At 74.4% G+C, this 15,276-nt stretch carries 16 protein-coding genes and 2 pseudogenes; 9 read left to right on the top strand and 9 right to left on the bottom strand.

Annotated elements, in window-relative coordinates; all coding sequences use genetic code 11:
* From G5C65_RS16170 to G5C65_RS16160, 3 genes are all read right to left on the bottom strand, one after another.
* Window positions 1-185: formate dehydrogenase accessory sulfurtransferase FdhD (locus tag G5C65_RS16170; RefSeq protein WP_206441862.1), on the bottom strand; the 185-nt coding region annotated here is incomplete at its 3' end.
* A gap of 81 nt (window positions 186-266) precedes the next feature.
* On the bottom strand, window positions 267-416 hold the full coding sequence (locus tag G5C65_RS16165; RefSeq protein ID WP_165299541.1) for an MFS transporter small subunit: 150 nt from the start codon (window positions 414-416) through the stop codon (window positions 267-269).
* Window positions 388-1,776, bottom strand: coding sequence for an L-lactate MFS transporter (locus G5C65_RS16160; protein WP_165299540.1), 1,389 nt, complete (start codon window positions 1,774-1,776; stop codon window positions 388-390). The genes G5C65_RS16165 and G5C65_RS16160 overlap by 29 nt, the downstream gene beginning before the upstream one ends.
* A 188-nt stretch (window positions 1,777-1,964) precedes the next feature.
* On the opposite strand from G5C65_RS16160, the gene G5C65_RS16155 reads away from it, so the two are divergent.
* Window positions 1,965-2,798, top strand: coding sequence for an aldo/keto reductase (locus G5C65_RS16155; RefSeq protein ID WP_165299539.1), 834 nt, complete (start codon window positions 1,965-1,967; stop codon window positions 2,796-2,798).
* A 60-nt stretch (window positions 2,799-2,858) separates the two neighbouring features.
* Here G5C65_RS16155 and G5C65_RS16150 read toward each other — a convergent pair whose 3' ends face one another.
* A complete protein-coding gene (locus G5C65_RS16150; protein ID WP_165299538.1) occupies window positions 2,859-3,164 on the bottom strand; it encodes a 4a-hydroxytetrahydrobiopterin dehydratase in 306 nt (101 codons plus the stop codon).
* 77 nt (window positions 3,165-3,241) lie between these two features.
* Between G5C65_RS16150 and G5C65_RS16145 the strand changes: the two genes are divergently transcribed.
* The gene (locus tag G5C65_RS16145) at window positions 3,242-4,042 is read left to right on the top strand and encodes a helix-turn-helix domain-containing protein (protein WP_165299537.1); all 801 of its coding nucleotides are present in this window, start codon (window positions 3,242-3,244) and stop codon (window positions 4,040-4,042) included.
* Between the two features lie 170 nt (window positions 4,043-4,212).
* The gene (locus tag G5C65_RS16140) at window positions 4,213-5,364 is read left to right on the top strand and encodes a fatty acid desaturase family protein (protein WP_165299536.1); all 1,152 of its coding nucleotides are present in this window, start codon (window positions 4,213-4,215) and stop codon (window positions 5,362-5,364) included.
* A 23-nt stretch (window positions 5,365-5,387) separates the two neighbouring features.
* Here the strand turns inward: G5C65_RS16140 and G5C65_RS16135 are convergent.
* Window positions 5,388-7,421, bottom strand: a pseudogene (locus G5C65_RS16135) (phage holin family protein); the annotation flags it as partial.
* Between the two features lie 234 nt (window positions 7,422-7,655).
* Here G5C65_RS16135 and G5C65_RS16130 point away from each other — a divergent pair.
* From G5C65_RS16130 to G5C65_RS16120, 3 genes and pseudogenes are all read left to right on the top strand, one after another.
* A complete protein-coding gene (locus tag G5C65_RS16130) occupies window positions 7,656-8,447 on the top strand; it encodes an MBL fold metallo-hydrolase (RefSeq protein ID WP_165299535.1) in 792 nt (263 codons plus the stop codon).
* 38 nt (window positions 8,448-8,485) lie between these two features.
* On the top strand, window positions 8,486-9,124 hold the full coding sequence (locus G5C65_RS16125) for a DedA family protein (protein WP_206441864.1): 639 nt from the start codon (window positions 8,486-8,488) through the stop codon (window positions 9,122-9,124).
* A 54-nt stretch (window positions 9,125-9,178) separates the two neighbouring features.
* Window positions 9,179-9,331 (top strand): annotated as a pseudogene (locus tag G5C65_RS16120) (MmyB family transcriptional regulator); the annotation flags it as partial.
* Between the two features lie 18 nt (window positions 9,332-9,349).
* Here G5C65_RS16120 and G5C65_RS16115 read toward each other — a convergent pair.
* Window positions 9,350-10,507 carry an MBL fold metallo-hydrolase gene (locus G5C65_RS16115; RefSeq protein WP_165299534.1) on the bottom strand — a complete coding sequence of 386 codons (1,158 nt, stop codon included), beginning with the start codon at window positions 10,505-10,507 and terminating at the stop codon, window positions 9,350-9,352.
* Window positions 10,508-11,656: an aminotransferase class I/II-fold pyridoxal phosphate-dependent enzyme gene (locus tag G5C65_RS16110; protein ID WP_165299533.1), complete on the bottom strand. Its 1,149-nt coding sequence runs from the start codon at window positions 11,654-11,656 to the stop codon at window positions 10,508-10,510.
* Window positions 11,657-11,826: 170 nt separating this feature from the next.
* On the opposite strand from G5C65_RS16110, the gene G5C65_RS16105 reads away from it, so the two are divergent.
* The gene (locus G5C65_RS16105) at window positions 11,827-12,642 is read left to right on the top strand and encodes a methyltransferase domain-containing protein (protein WP_165299532.1); all 816 of its coding nucleotides are present in this window, start codon (window positions 11,827-11,829) and stop codon (window positions 12,640-12,642) included.
* Between the two features lie 31 nt (window positions 12,643-12,673).
* Entirely contained in the window at window positions 12,674-13,024 is a 351-nt protein-coding gene (locus G5C65_RS16100; RefSeq protein WP_165299531.1) for a VOC family protein, read from the top strand.
* An 18-nt stretch (window positions 13,025-13,042) separates the two neighbouring features.
* On the opposite strand, the gene G5C65_RS16095 is transcribed toward G5C65_RS16100, so the two are convergent.
* Window positions 13,043-13,534 (bottom strand): DUF2269 family protein, encoded by a 492-nt coding sequence (locus G5C65_RS16095; protein ID WP_165299530.1) that lies wholly within the window; start codon window positions 13,532-13,534, stop codon window positions 13,043-13,045.
* 154 nt (window positions 13,535-13,688) lie between these two features.
* Here G5C65_RS16095 and G5C65_RS16090 point away from each other — a divergent pair, with 154 nt between their 5' ends.
* Entirely contained in the window at window positions 13,689-14,636 is a 948-nt protein-coding gene (locus G5C65_RS16090) for a GlxA family transcriptional regulator (RefSeq protein ID WP_165299529.1), read from the top strand.
* On the opposite strand, the gene G5C65_RS16085 is transcribed toward G5C65_RS16090, so the two are convergent.
* A partial coding sequence (locus G5C65_RS16085) for a tetratricopeptide repeat protein (protein ID WP_420903321.1) occupies window positions 14,584-15,276 on the bottom strand: 693 nt, incomplete at its 5' end. The two genes, G5C65_RS16090 and G5C65_RS16085, sit on opposite strands and share 53 nt — an antisense overlap.

Here is a 15,276-nt window from a genome sequence, read left to right as displayed (position 1 = left end):
CCCTCGCTCACCAGGAACCCCGCAGCGAGCGCGAAGTCATCGCCCGGCGTCCGCATGGTCACCGCCAGCGCCCGGCCGCCCAACCGGATCTCCAGCGGCTCCTCCGCCGTCAGCGTGTCCGGACGTACCGAGACCGCCCCGTCCCGGATCCGTACGACACGGCGCCGCTCGGTGACCCGTCCCATGGTGGACTCCCGTTGTGCTGCGGGTGACGGCCCCGGCAGGGCCCTGACCATGCCATTGTCTCCCCGCGGACGGTGTGCCCGTCAGTTGGTGAAGAGCTGGGTCGCTTTGTCGATCAGTTCGTACAGGCCGTAGGCCAGCGGCAGGCCGACCCACAGCCAGACGAGGACCGTGAGCGCGGTGCGGCGGCGCGGGCCGCGGGCGTCAGCCGGAGTGCTGCTGCGGGGTGCCATCGGGCGCCTCCTGCCGTTCCGGGGTCCGCGCGGACGCGGCGGGCTCGTGGTGCCGCGGGTGCACGGGCCGTACGAGTTCGTTCGCGACGAAGCCCACCAGCAGCAGCACGATCATGATGGTCAGGGACAGGCCGTAGAGACCGGAGCCGGAGCGGCCCGCGTCCTCCTGGGAGTCGGCGACCCAGTTGACGATGAGCGGGCCGAGCACCCCGGCGGTGGACCAGGCGGTCAGCAGTCGCCCGTGGATCGCGCCGACCTGGTAGGTGCCGAAGAGGTCCCGCAGATACGCCGGCACGGTGGCGAAGCCGCCGCCGTAGAAGGAGAGGATCACCAGTGCGCAGCAGATGAACAGCGGCTTGGACCCGTCCCCGAACCGGGCGATGGCCAGGTACATCAGGGCGCCGACCCCGAGGTAGACGCGGTACATGTTCTTGCGGCCGATGAGGTCGGAGGTGGCGGACCACAGCAGGCGGCCGCCCATGTTCGCGAGCGAGAGCAGCGCCACGAAGCCCGCGGCGGCCGGGGCGCTGACCGGTGTCGCGGTGTCGGCGAAGAAGTCCCGGATCATCGGCGCCGCCTTCTCCAGGATGCCGATCCCGGCCGTGACGTTCATGCACAGCACCACCCACAGACACCAGAACTGCGGGGTGCGCACGGCGCTGCGCGCCGACACCTGCGCGCTGGTGACCAGCGGCCTGGACCGCTGGTCCGGCTCCCATCCGGCGGGCCGCCAGCCGTCGGGCGGCACCCGCACCAGCAGCACGCCGAGGGCCATGAACGCGGCGTAGACCACCCCGTGCACCAGGAACGCGGCTGCGATGCCGCCGCGCTGCTCGCCGAACGACTCCAGCATCCGCGACGACCACGGCGAGGCGATCAGCGCACCGCCGCCGAAGCCCATGATGGCGATGCCCGTCGCCAGCCCCGGGCGGTCCGGGAACCACTTGATCAGCGTCGATACGGGTGAGATGTATCCGATGCCGAGCCCGATGCCGCCGACGAAGCCGTAGCCGAACACGATCAGCCAGAACTGTCCGGTCGCGGCCCCCAGCGCGGCGAGCAGGAAGCCGGCCGAGAAGCAGACCAGCGACACCGCCATCGCCCAGCGCGGGCCGCGCCGCTCGACGAGCGTCCCGCCGAACGCCGCGGACAGGCCGAGCATCACGATGCCGAGCTGGAAGGGGAGCGCGCTCTGGGTGCCCGAGAGGCCCAGCGCGGACTCCAGCGGCGGCTTGAACACACTCCAGGCGTACGCCTGTCCGATCGACAGGTGCACGGAGAGCGCGGCGGGCGGCACCAGCCAGCGGCTCCAGCCCGGCGGCGCCACGGCGCGGGAGGGCGCGAGCACCTCGAATCGCATATGACTCACTCTCCTCCCACACCTCATCCGCCTCATCGTTTCCAGCGACCTCTACCCAGAAGTTGAGCGTTCTACCTCACACGCGGCCCCCGCCTGGAACCCGGGAGCACCACTGATCGTTCAGGATGGTGGGGCCGCGCGGAGACGCGTCAGAGCAGGACACTCCATCGAACGTGAGGACCGATCGCGTGCGTAACGTACCCACCATCGCGCTGAACAACGGGGTCACGATGCCGCAGCTCGGCTTCGGCGTCTGGCAGGTGCCGGACGACGAGGTGGCGGCGGCCATCAGCACGGCCCTGGAGGCGGGCTACCGCAGCTTCGACACGGCCGCCGCGTACGGGAACGAGGAGGGCACGGGCCGCGCGCTGGCCGCCTCGGGCCTGCCCCGCGAGGAGCTGTTCGTCACCACCAAGCTGCGCAGCAGCGAGCAGGGGTACGACGCGGCGCTGCGCGCCCTCGACGCCTCCCTCGACCGGCTCGGCCTGGACCAGCTGGACCTGTACCTCGTCCACTGGCCCCCGGAGGCCGACGCGTACGAGGAGACCTGGCGCGCGTTCGAGAAGATCTACGCCGACGGCCGCGCCCGCGCGATCGGTGTGTCGAACTTCCAGCCGACCCACCTCAACCGGCTGATCGACCTGGGCGGCACGGTGCCCGCGGTGAACCAGATCGAGCTGCACCCCTGGCTCCAGCAGTCCGTGCCGCGCGCCTTCCAGTCGGACCACGGCATCGTCACCGAGGCGTGGTCCCCGCTGGGCCAGGGCGGCGGCCTGCTCAAGGAGCCCAAGTTGGCCGAGCTGGCCGAGCGGCACGGCAGAACGGTGGCCCAGATCGTGCTGCGCTGGAGCCTCCAGCTGGGGAACGTGGTGATCCCGAAGTCGGTGACCCCGGCCCGTATCCGGGAGAACATCGGCGTCTTCGACTTCGAGCTGAGCGCGGAGGACATGGCGGCGATCGGCGCCCTCAACACCGACACCCGCCTGGGCGCCAACCCGGACAGCGTCAACTGGGTGAGCTGACCGGGCCCGCTCACGGCAGGCACCAGGGCCCTGCTGCCATGGTGCCCTGGGCCCTGGGCCCTAGTCGGCGCCGTGGTCCGGCGCGATCGCCTCGATCCGCCGGGCCAGCGCGAGGTCGAGCCCGGTCACCCTGCCGCCCACGGTGTGGGTGTTCACGGACACGCCCAGGGTGTTGTAGCCGAGGGCGAGCTCGGCGTGGTGGTCCAGCTCCTCCTGGATCGCGGCGACGTGCATCACCATCGCCGCGGCGGGCAGATGCCTGGGCAGGGAGTACGTGCGGACCAGCCGGTCGCCCTCCAGGGCCCACCCGGGCAGCTCCGCCAGCGCCTCCTCGATCTCCGGTGTGCTCAGCGGCTCGGGCAGCATCGCTCTCTCCTCCGTCGGATCCGGGGCGGCGGGAATCCACTCCAGCCTGCCACGGCCCTTCGGTTACCGTCTGGTTCATGACGGCTGTGAAACCCCTGGGCACCCTGCTGCGGGGCTGGCGTGAGCGCGCCGGCCTCAGCCAGCTGGAGCTGGCGCTGCGCGCCGACTCCTCCGCACGGCACATCAGCTTCATCGAGACCGGCCGCACCGCGCCCAGCCGCGAGATGGTGCTGCGGCTGGCCGAGACCCTGGACGTACCGGTGCGGGAGCGGAACGCGCTGCTGCTCGCGGCCGGATTCGCGCCCGCCTTCCCCGCCACCCCGCTGGACGACCCGGAGCTGGGCGAGCTGCGCGCCGGCCTGGAGCGGATGGTGAGCGCGTACGAGCCCTACCCGGCGCTCGTCGTCGACGGCGTGTACAACGTGGTCGCCGCGAACCGGGGGATCGCCACCCTGCTGGACGGGGTGGACCCGGCGCTGCTCGCTCAGGCCCCGCTCAACGCCATGCGGCTCACCCTGCACCCGGAGGGGCTCGCGCCGCGCATCCGCAATCTGCCCGAGTGGCGCGGCCACCTGCTGGACCAGATGCAGCGCCAGCTCGCCCTGCACCGGCTGCCGCGGCTGCGCGAGCTGTACGAGGAGGTGGCCGCCTACCCCCTTCCGCAGGGCGCCGGGACCCCGGCGGAGCGGGACGGCGGGGACGCCCGGTTCGCGCTGCCCATGGTGATCGAGCAGGGCGGCAGCGTGCTGTCGTTTCTGTCCACCATCGCCACCTTCAACACCCCGGTGGACGTGACGGTCTCCGAGCTGGCGGTGGAGACGTTCCTGCCGGCCGATCCGGAGACGGCGAAGGCGCTGCGCGGCCTGGTGGGCGACTGAGCGGCCCGGCCACTCCCGCACGGCCACCCGCGCGGGCACCCGCGCGGGAACAAGACCTCTGGTCCCTCCCCTAGGGGCAAACCCTGGTACCGGGGGTGGCGCTAGCACCACCCCCGATGGCGTGCTGCACGGCTGTCGGCACCCCCTCCCGCACAGCGACGATCAGCGGTATGACGACAGCGATCGACGCACCACCCGCCATGCCGCGTGCCCGGCAGCGCGGCAGCGACTTCTCCCAGCTCTCCCAGCGCATCACCGCGGCGGGGCTGCTGGCCCGCAGACCCGGTTACTACGCGCTCCGGCTCACCCTGGTGGCGCTGGCGTTCGCGGCGGGCGGGGTGGCGCTGTTCACCGTCGGTGACAGTTGGTGGCAGCTCGCAGTCGCCGTCTATCTGGGCCTGGTCTACGGGCAGGTGGCGCTCGTGGCCCACGACCTGGCGCACCGGCAGATCTTCCGGGGGCGCCGGGCCAGCGAATTCGCCGGCCGGATCGCGGGCAACCTGGGCATCGGCATGTCGTACGGCTGGTGGATGAACAAGCACACCCGGCACCACGCCAACCCCAACCACGAGGACCTGGACCCGGATGTCGCGCCCGACATCCTGGTGTGGTCCAAGGAGCAGGCGCGGGAGGCGAAGGGGCTGCCCCGGTTCATCGGGCGGTACGAGGCGCAGCTGTTCTTCCCGCTGCTGACGCTGGAGGGGTTCAACCTCCATGTGGCCAGCGTTCGCGCGCTGCGCGAGCCGCATATGAAGCGCAAGTGGCTGGAGGGCGGGCTGCTGCTGGTGCACGGCGTGGCGTACAGCGCGGCGCTCTTCCTCGCGATGCCCCCGGGCCTGGCCGTCGCGGTGCTCGTCGTGCACCACGCCGTCTTCGGCGTCTACCTCGGCTCGATCTTCGCGCCGAACCACAAGGGCATGCCCACGCTCCGGGGCGACGAGCGGCCCGACTTCCTGCGCCGCCAGGTGCTCACCTCGCGGAACGTGAAGGGCGGGTGGCTCACCGACATCGCGCTCGGCGGGCTCAACTACCAGATCGAGCACCACCTCTTCCCCAGCATGCCGAGCCCGCATCTGCGCCACGCCCGGCCGATCGTCCGGGACTACTGCGCCGAGCTGGGCATCTCGTACCACGAGACGGGGCTGGTCGCGTCCTGGGGCGAGGCACTGCGTCACATGCGGGAGGTCGGGGCCCCCATCCGGGAGGCCCGCGCCGGCGCCGACGCCCCGGACGGGGCGGTGGCCGGGTCCGGGGCCGGGGGGCAGGGCCCGGTGCCGTCGTCCGCCGTGGAGCCGGAGCCCTCGGGGAGCATCCCGGGGTGACCGGGGCCGCCGGTGTCCGGTCCGGGCCCGGCGGCCTCGTCCAGCCAGCGCCGGAGCACCCGGTGCACCTGCTCGGCGCCCACCAGCGGCTCACCGTCCGCGGCCGGCGGCGACACCTCCAGCGGGGAGAGCAGGAAGGCCCGGGTCTGCTCACCGCCGAGGCCGCCGTGCGAGCCGATCTGCTCCTCGAAGGCGTGCACCGCGCCGGTGTCCGGCTCGACGGCCGAGTTGACCATGATGTCGGCGGCGTGCGGGAAGCGGGCCGTACGCAGCACGGCCCGTGCGGCGTACGGCCCGAACGGGGCCAGCGGGTCGTGCCCGCCGACCACCTCCCCGGTCTGCAGCCGGTGCTCGCAGCCGCCCCGGCCGAGCACCACCGGGCCGTGCCGCTCGCTGTGCACCAGCACAAAGCCGATGCCCCGGTGCTCGGCGAGGGTGAGCAGCAGCGCCGGGCGGCGCTCGTCGATCTCCTCGCGGGTCATACGGCCCGGCTCGTCGGGGAACGAGATCAGGCCGAGGTTCCCGGACGCCAGCACCACGGGTCCGGTGTCCCGCCGGGGCTCGCCGTCCCGGCCGGAGGTCTCGGGCCGGTGCAGCGCGGCCCGCGCGGCCTCCCGCGCCTCGCAGCCGCTGTCCGTGCGCCGGGCCCGGCGCGGCACCTGCAGCCCGCACCCGGCGCGCACCAGCTCCTCCAGCGTCAGCCCGTAGGCGCCCTCGAACGTCTCGCCCTGGCTCTGCCCGTGGTCGGACAGCAGCACCAGCCGGTACGGGCGCGGGGCGCGCTCGGCGACCTCGGCGATCAGCGCGACCGAGCGGTCCAGCCTGCGCAGCACCTGGTGGGTGTCCCGGCCGCGCGGCCCGGAGTGGTGCGCGACCTCGTCGTACCCCACCAGGTCGGCGTAGACGGCGGTGCGCCCGCCGAGGATGTCGCCCAGCACGGCGGCCACCACCACGTCCCGCTCGACGACCGTGGCGAAGGCGCGGATGAACGGGTAGAGCCCGCCGCGCCGCACCCGGGGCCGCTCGCGGCGCAGCAGCGCCCGTGTGCTCTGCCACATCTCGCGCACCACCTCGGCGCCGAAGGCCACGGCGGTCCGGGTGGCGTTGGCGGGGTCCGAGAAGTACGCGAAGTAGCCGGCGCGGGAGCGGGTGTCCCTGCCGCGCCGCGCCGACACGGACAGCACCAGCGCCACCTGCCCGGCGCCGCCGGTGAACAGATTGCCCCGGCTGGCGCCGTCCTCGGCGAGCAGGCCCCGCTCGCCGGTGCGCTCGACGGCGCGGCGCTGCAGCTCGGCGGCGCTGGTCGGCCGGTTGCTGACCAGATAGGAGCCGGTGTCCTTCTCGTACCAGCGGAAGGCAGGCACGTCCTCGGTGCTGCCGTGCAGGATGCCGAGCTGGCTGGCGCCGGTCTGGCTGGACCAGTCGGTGCACCACGGGGTGAGCCGGTGGGTGTCCCCGCACATCGCGGCGACGGCGGGCATCAGCGGCTGCCCGGCGTCGCGCGGTTCCAGGGCCTCGCGCAGCACCTCGTAGCCGAGGCCGTCGAGCTGGAGGAAGACGGTGCCGGGGGTGTCCGGCAGCGCCGCACCGCCCTCGCGGCGCCGTCTGCGGCCCGCGATCCGGGCGAGCCTGCGGCGGTAGGCGCCGTCGTCGTGGATGGCGAGGAAGGCGTGGGTCGCCGAGGACGCGGCGGACATCGCGGCGGCCACCACGACCACCGTCGCCGGATCGACGCTGCTGCGCCCGTACGGCACGAGGGAGAGCGCCAGCCACAGCAGCGAGCCGTTGAGGAAGAACACCAGCAGCCCCAGCACCAGCGCGGGCACCAGCAGGAACGCGCGCACCAGCACCGGCCACACCAGGGCGCTCAGCAGGCCGAAGGCGCCGGCGCCCGCCGCCGCCGTGATGCCGATCACAGTGGCGCTGTCCCCGTCGGCGGACTGCAGCCGGAAGTCCGGCAGCACTCCGGCGAGGAGCAGCATGGTGAGGGTGCCGGCCAGCCACACGGCGCCCACCCGCAGCAGCGTGGCGCCCAGGCTCCGCCATTCCACCCGCATGCCGTCCGCTCCCCTCCCGTCGCTGTACCCCGTGCGGGGCTTCGTCCACTTTTTCATAGTCCGCGGCATAGCTGGGCGGAGTCCGGCGGGTCTCGCTGCGCCCCTGCTGCGCGAGCGGCTTCCCCCAAGCTCTCGGCTTCGCTCGAGCAGGGGGCACCCCCTCCTCAGCGGGGACCCGCCGGCCACGGCGCTACGCTCATCAGGGCAGGCGCACACATCGCGGAGGGAGTCCTGGTGTCGGTCGAGGTCACCTGGTGGGGGCACGCCACCGCGACAGTGCGGGACTCAGGCGTCACGGTGCTGACCGACCCGCTCCTCGTCCGCCGGATGGCACATCTGCGCAGGCGGCGCGGCGCCCTGCCGCCCGCCTCGGCCGCGCTGGCCGACGCGGTGCTGGTCTCGCATCTGCACGCCGACCACCTGCACCTCGGCTCGCTCGCCCGGCTGGCGCCCGGCACCCGGGTGCTGCTGCCGCGCGGCGCCCAGCGCGCCGTCCCCGGGCTGCGGCGGCTGGCGCCGCTGCTGGAGCTCACCGAGGTGGCGCCGGGCGACGCGGTGCGGGTGGGCGCGCTGACCGTACGGGCCGTACCGGCCGCGCACGACGGGCGGCGGCTGCCGGTGGGCCCGCGCCTCGCGCCCGCGCTGGGCTATGTGGTGGAGGGCGCGGCCCGCACCTACTTCGCCGGGGACACCGGGCTGTTCGACGGCATGGCCGACGAGGTCGGCCCGGTGGACCTGGCGCTGCTGCCGGTGGGCGGCTGGGGCCCGTTCCTCGGCGAGGAGCACCTGGACGCCGGGCGGGCCGCCGAGGCGCTCGCCCGGATCCGGCCGCGCTGCGCGGTGCCGGTGCACTACGGCACGTACTGGCCGATCGGCATGGACGCGGTGCGTCCACACGAGTTCCACTCCCCCGGCGTCGAGTTCGCCCGCCTCGCGACCGTGCCGGCGCCGGAGGTGGCCGTGCACCTGCTGGCCCACGGCGAGAGCGTGCGGCTGACAGCGGCCCGCGGCGAGGAAGCGCCGTGATCGCCCAGGCCGCGACGATCGGCGACGCGGGCAGCGGGCTGTCGGCGGTGGTGAACACCGTCGCCCGGCAGGTGGTGACCCCGCCGGAGTCCACCCAGCAGGCGGTGGGCTATCCCTCGCTCTTCCTGCTGGTGGTGTTCGGCTCCCTGGTGCCGGTGGTGCCGACCGGCGCGCTGGTCAGCGGCGCGGCCGTGGTGGCGCTCCACCAGAGCATGCCGCCCCTCGGACTGCTGATGGTCTTCGGGGTGGCGTCGCTGGCCGCGTTCCTGGGCGACATCGGGCTGTACTGGCTGGGCAAGCGCGGCGTCGGCTCGAAGAACGGCTCGCGCTGGCTGGCGGCGCTGCGGGAGCGGGCCGCGCCGGAGCGACTGGCGCAGGCCGACCGCAAGCTGCGGGAGCACGGGGTGACGGTGCTGGTGCTGTCCCGGCTGGTGCCGGCGGGCCGGATCCCGGTGATGCTGGCCTGCCTGCTGGCGCACACGCCGATGCGGCAGTTCGCGCGCGGCGACGTGCTCGCCTGCCTGGCCTGGGCGGCGGCCTACCAGCTGATCGGAGTGGCCGGCGGCTCCCTCTTCCCCGAGCCCTGGGAGGGCGTGGTGGCGGCGGTCGGGCTCACCCTGCTGATCAGTGCGGCCCCGACCGTCTGGCGCCGCTTCCGCCGCCCGGCGAGAGCGTAGGGGTGTTGCGAAGGCTCCCCAGGAGCACATGCGAACCGCCCCGGCGTCCGCCGCGTCCGCGACCGGCTGGAGGGCACCGCCGTCCCCGTCTACGACGCCGCCCGGGCCCGGCTGCGCCGGCGCAGCGCTCGCTTCGCCGAGCTGTGGGACACCGGCACCGCGGCCGAACACCAGGCCGGCCGCAAGACGATCGACCATCCGGCCGTCGGCCCCGTCACCCGGCCGTCACTCCATGATCCGCGAGCCCCCGACCGGGAGGTCCCACAGGTCCTCCGGCGGGCGGCCCGCCTCCTTCCACGCGGCGCGCACCCGCGTCAGCGGCTCCAGCGGAGGCTCGGCCGACAGCACGAACGTGCCCCAGTGCATCGGTGCCATCCGCCGCGCTCCGGCGTCCTGGCAGGCCAGCACCGCCTCCTCCGGGTCGGCGTGCACCGGCCGCAGCATCCAGCGCGGGTCGTAGGCCCCGATCGGCAGCAGCGCCAGGTCGATCCCCGGATAGCGGCGGCCGATCTGCGAGAACCAGTGGCCGTATCCGGTGTCGCCCGCGAAGTACACCCGCTGGCCGTGCTGGTCGGTGAGCACCCAGCCGCCCCACAGGGAGCGGCAGGTGTCGGTCAGCGAGCGCTTCGACCAGTGGTGCGCGGGCACGAAGTCGAACCGCACCCTGGCGCCGTCCGGGGTCGGCAGCTCGGCGCCCTCCCACCAGTCGAGCTCGGTGACGGTGGTGAAGCCGCGCTTGCGGCACCACGCGCCGAGCCCGGCGGGGACGAACAGATAGGTGTCCCGCGGCAGGCGCCGGAGCGTGGGCGCGTCCAGATGGTCGTAGTGGTTGTGCGAGATGACCACCGCGTCGACCTTCGGCAGGTCCTGCCAGGCGACGCCGACGGGCGTCATACGGGCCGGGGTGCCGAAGATCCTGCGGGACCAGACCGGGTCGGTGAGCACCGTGAGCCCGCCGATCCGCAGCACCCAGCTCGCGTGGCCCGCCCAGGTGGCGGCGACGGTGCCGGCGTCCGGCTCGGGGAGCGGGCCCGGCGCGAAGGGGAGCCTGGGGATGTCCTCGCGCAGCGACTGGGCGCTGGGCCGCATCGCGCCCTCCCTGGCCATCCGGGCCATCGCGCGCACACCCGGCAGCGGGGAGGTGAGCCGGTCGGCGAACGAACGCGACCACAGCCTCTTCGCACCGAGCGGATGCGCCTCGGCCGGCCCGCTCCCGGGCCCCTTCCCGGGCCCGCCTCCACCGTCGTCCCGGCCCTCGGCCCGGGGGCCGGAGGCGGGCTGTGCGGTCCGGGTGGAGATGGTGAGCAGGTCCGAGGACTGCCAGGGGATTCCCTCCTCGGGCCCCTCGGGCCGCTCCGAGCGCTGTCCGGTCCGTTCGGTCATCTACTGAGGGCTCCCATCTGTGAGATCGGCGAGCACCGACTGCACCCTGTCCAACGTCTCGGACGCCTCCGGTGATTCCGCTGGGGAGGACGCGTCCGGCGTGGTCAGGGTGTCGGTGAGCACATCCGTCGTCAACCGGAACCGTAGCGTCCGCGGATCGTCGCCGAAGCGGTGGCCTCCGCTGACGTACGGGCCGAGGCGCCGCACCAGCTCGGCCTCCAGCGCCTCGGCGTCCGCGATGCCACGGGCCGCGAGCGCGGTGCGGGACTGCTCCAGGTCGGCGTAGAGCTGCCGCCCGGCGTGCGGCGGGCGGCACAGCGCTCCCGCCGAGGTGACCGCCGTATACAGCGCGGCGGCGCAGGCGCCGTGCCGGCGGGCCGCCGCCGCGCGCTCGCGGCGCAGCGGTTCGGGCTCGGCGAGCGCGTCCGCGACGGCGGCGGCGACGGGCGCGGACAGCTCGGCGTGCAGCGCGCCCAGCACCTCGCGCACGGCGGCGCCGAGCGCCCGGCCCCGGCCCTGCCGGGGGAAGCGGGCCACACCGGCGTGCAGCCCCGGCGGCAGCAGCGTGGCGCCGAGCCCGGCGAGCAGCACGACGCCGTCGGCGTGCGGGGAGCCCTCCAGCATCTCGGCGGGGCTGACGATCACCGTGTCGTGCGGGGAGTGCGAGGTGTCGCGCCAGGTCTCGTCGCTGACGATCACCAGCCCCTCGTCCGCCGCCGCCTCGCACACCTCGTGCAGCAGTTCGGGGGGCGCGGCGGTGCCGGTGACGTCGTCGGCGACGGAGAGCACCAGCAGCCGCGGCTCCTCGCCCTCGGCGCGGGCCCGGCGCACCGTCTCCAGCAGCGCGAACGGATCGGGCACCCCGCCGCACTCGGCGGGCACGGGCACGCCCCGGACCGGCCGCCCGAGCAGCCGGGCCTGCGGCGGATACCAGTCCGTGCAGGGCCGGGTCAGCAGCACCCCGGCGCGGCCCGGCGCGCCCGGTGGCGCGCCCGCGCCGCCGACCGCGGCGAGCAGCGCGAGCAGCAGCAGCGGGGCACCGGGCGCGGCGACCACCTGGCCGGGGTCGGTGTGCACACCGCGGCGCCGCCAGTACCCGCTCGCCGCCGCGCCGATGGTTCCGGCCCGGTCGTCATCGGTGCGCCGCATCCGTCCCTGCCTCCGCCGCTGCCTGTGTGTACGTCAGACAACCCTGCAACCCGTACACCTTGGCAGAAGGGTCTGACACCACGGCACGCCGACACTCCCTGTCCACCGCACTATGTCCATATAACGGAACAACCTTGCTCACGATACGAGAGAAGGGGCACGGTAGCGGCATGGCACCCGCACACGAGACCGCCGTCTACACGCACGGCCACCACGACTCCGTGCTCCGCTCGCACCGCTGGCGGACGGCCGCCAACTCCGCCGCGTACCTCCTCCCCCGGCTCTCCCCCGGCCTGCGCGTCCTGGACCTCGGCTGCGGCCCCGGCACCATCACCGCCGATCTCGCGGCGCTGGTGCCCCAGGGCTCCGTCACCGGCCTGGACGCGAGCGAGGGCGTGCTGGAGCAGGCCCGCGCCGAGGCGGCGGGACGCGGCCTGCGGAACGTCACCTTCGAGCGAGGCGACGTCCACGCGCTGCCCTACCCGGACGGCTCCTTCCAGGTGGTGCACGCGCACCAGACGCTCCAGCACGTCGGCGACCCGGCGCACGCGCTGCGCGAGATGCGCCGGGTCTGCGAGCCGGGCGGCACCGTCGCGGTCCGGGACGCCGACTACGGCGGGATGCGCTGGTACCCCGACGTGCCCGGCCTGGTCCACTGGCTGGATCTGTACGGCCGCGTGGCCCGCGCGAACGGCGGCGCCCCGGACGCGGGCCGCCGGCTGCACGCCTGGGCCCGCGAGGCGGGCTTCACCGACGTCGCCGTCTCCACCAGCACCTGGACCTACGCCACACCCGGTGAGCGCTCCTGGTGGAGCGGGCTGTGGGCGGACCGGACGGTGGCCTCCGGGTACGCGGACCTCGCCACCGGCGGCGGACACGCGACCGCGGACGAGCTGTCCCGGATCGCGGACGCCTGGCGGGCGTGGGGCGCGAGCGAGGACGCCTGGTTCACGGTCGTCAACGGCGAGATCCTCTGCCGCGCCTGACGCACCACCGCGCCCCAACTACGCTGTACACATGGATATTCTGGGGACTTCGCTCCGCGTCTGCGTCGACGATCTGGATGCAGCCGTGCCGGTGTACGAGAAGCTGACGAGCGCGGAGGCGGTGCGCTTCGAGAGCGGCCCGGTTTCGGTCGCGGCCGTCGGCCCCTTCTTTCTGATGAGCGGTCCCGAGGCGCATCTGTCGGTCCTGCGGAAGATCTCGGCGACGCTCGCCGTGCAGGACGTGGACGAGGCCCTGGTCGATCTGCACACCGTCGGCGCCGAGATCATCGCGGGCCCCAAGCCGACGCCGATCGGCCGCAACCTGGTGGCCCGGCACCCGGACGGCAGCGTCTTCGAGTACGTCGACAGGCGCGACGGCTGACACCGCGCCCCGCACGGGTCACGCCCCCGTCGTGGAGCCGGGGCGCACGATCATCAGCACAGTGACGGTCGCCCACAGCAGGTTGAACACCCCCGTGAACATGGCGAGCCGCGCCGTCGACTTGCGGTCCACGGCGGGAGCCGAGCCGGCCTGCCCGGCCGACCCCGCCGGCCCGGCGAGCGCGGAGAGCAGCGCGTCCTGACGCGGCAGCACCAGCAGGGCCAGCACCGCGGCGGCGATCCCGGTGAGCACGATCGAGGTCACCAGCCAGGCGCTGCCCAGCACTCCCATCTCGCCGGCGGTCGCGAAGCCGAACACCGGCACGGACACCCCCACGAGCGCGTACACCCGGCAGATGCGGTGCAGCACCTGCACCGTCGCCACGCCGCCCTCGGCCGTCCCGGCGGCGGCGCGGCGGGCTACGGGCGGGAACATGCTGGCGGCCACCGCCACGGGGCCGACCGCGAGCACGGCGGCCAGGACATGCAGGATCAGGAGGAGTTTCGTCACCCGGCTCACGCTAGGGGCGCGGTCCCGGCCGTCCCATGGGCCGGATCGACAGATACCAACGGATTCCCGCCAGCCCGCCGACGTGCGGGAGAACGGAGCCACGACTCTCCTGCCAGCTCTTGGCGATGGCGGGAACCCGTTCCAGGATGGGCGTATGCACACGGTGGCGATTCTGGTCCTGTACGGTGTGGTGGCGTCCGACCTGGCGAACCCGATCGACGTGTTCGGCCGCGTCCTGCTGCCCGACGGCCGCGCCGCGTACCGGATCCGGGTGTGCGGCACCGCGCCCGACGTGCCCAGCGAGGTCTTCACGCTCCGGCCGCCCTGGGGGCTGGACGGGCTGGCCGACGCGGACACGGTCATCGTGCCCGGCTGCGCGGAGGACGCGCCGCCGCCCCCGCAGGAGGCGCTCGACGCGCTGCGGGACGCCGCGGCACGCGGCACCCGGATCGCCTCGGTCTGCGTCGGCGCGTTCATCCTGGCGGCGACCGGCCTGCTGGACGGACTCGCCGCCACCACCCACTGGGCCGCGGCGGAGCAGCTCGCCGCCCGCTTCCCGAAGGTCGACGTACGGCCCGACGTGCTCTACGTCGACAACGGCCAGCTGCTGACCTCGGCCGGGGCCGCCGCCGGCATGGACCTGTGCCTGCACATGATCCGGCGCGACCTCGGCTCTGCGGCGGCGGCCGACGCGGCGCGGATCTCGGTGATGCCGCTGGAGCGGGAGGGCGGGCAGGCGCAGTTCATCGTGCACCCGCATCCGCCGGTGCCGCGCGGCTCCGCGCTGGAGCCGGTGCTGGCCTGGATCGAGGACCGCCTCGCGCACGACCTCACGCTGGAGGCCATGGCCGCGCGCTCGGGGATGAGCGAGCGGACGTTCAGCCGGCGGTTCCGGGAGCAGACCGGGACGACGCCGCTGCAGTGGCTGCTGCGGGCCCGGATCCGCCGGGCGCAGTATCTGCTGGAGCGCTCCGACCACGCCGTGGAGCGGGTCGCCGAGCTGTCGGGCTTCGGCTCGCCCACGGCGTTCCGCGAACGCTTCAAGCGCGTCACCGGCACCACGCCGCAGAGCTATCGGGCGTCGTTCCGCGTGCGCGGCTGACGCCGGGCCCGGGGCGCATGCGGAAGTCGTAGTGCTCCGGAAGCGGCTCGTCCGTCAGCGCCGCCCACACCTCACCGAGCGACTCCTCCCCCTCCCGCAGGTCCTCGACCTCGAAGTCCGCGTCGAAGAGGGCCCGCGCCAGGGCGAGCTCGCCCTGGGCCCGCAGCACCTGGGCCCGCAGCAGCCGGAACCGGCCCCGCAGCCGCGTCTGTGTGTCGAGCCCGTCCAGTACGCCCTCCGCGTCGTCCGCGCGTCCGGCCCGCAGCAGCGCGGGGACGGCCTCCCGGGCGAGCGCAGCGCGGGCCGCCACGGCATCCGGCGTGCGGGTGCGCGCGTCCCGTACGGCGGCGAGGTAGCGCTCGGCGGCCCGCTCCGTCTGGCCGTCCTGCAGGTCCGCGACGGCCAGACAGCGCAGCGCGGGCCAGCGCGGGCTCCGCCCGGCGGACCGCTCCCAGCTGCGCACCGCCTGCGAGCGGTCGCCCGCGTGCCACTGCGCGACACCGAGGTGGTAGTCCAGCTCGTGCTGCAGCCCGCTGGAGGCCGGCTGCGCGGACTCCAGGAGTTCCCGCCACCCGGGCGAGACCAGCGTGGGGCGCAGTATCTGCTGGAGCGCTCCGACCACGCCGTGGAGCGGGTCCTG

Origin of the sequence: Streptomyces boncukensis (genome assembly GCF_011045075.1) — a bacterium.
GTDB lineage: Bacteria > Actinomycetota > Actinomycetes > Streptomycetales > Streptomycetaceae > Streptomyces > Streptomyces boncukensis.
The sequence above is the reverse complement of the archived record's forward strand: the minus strand, read 5'-3'. Positions and strand labels throughout refer to the sequence as shown.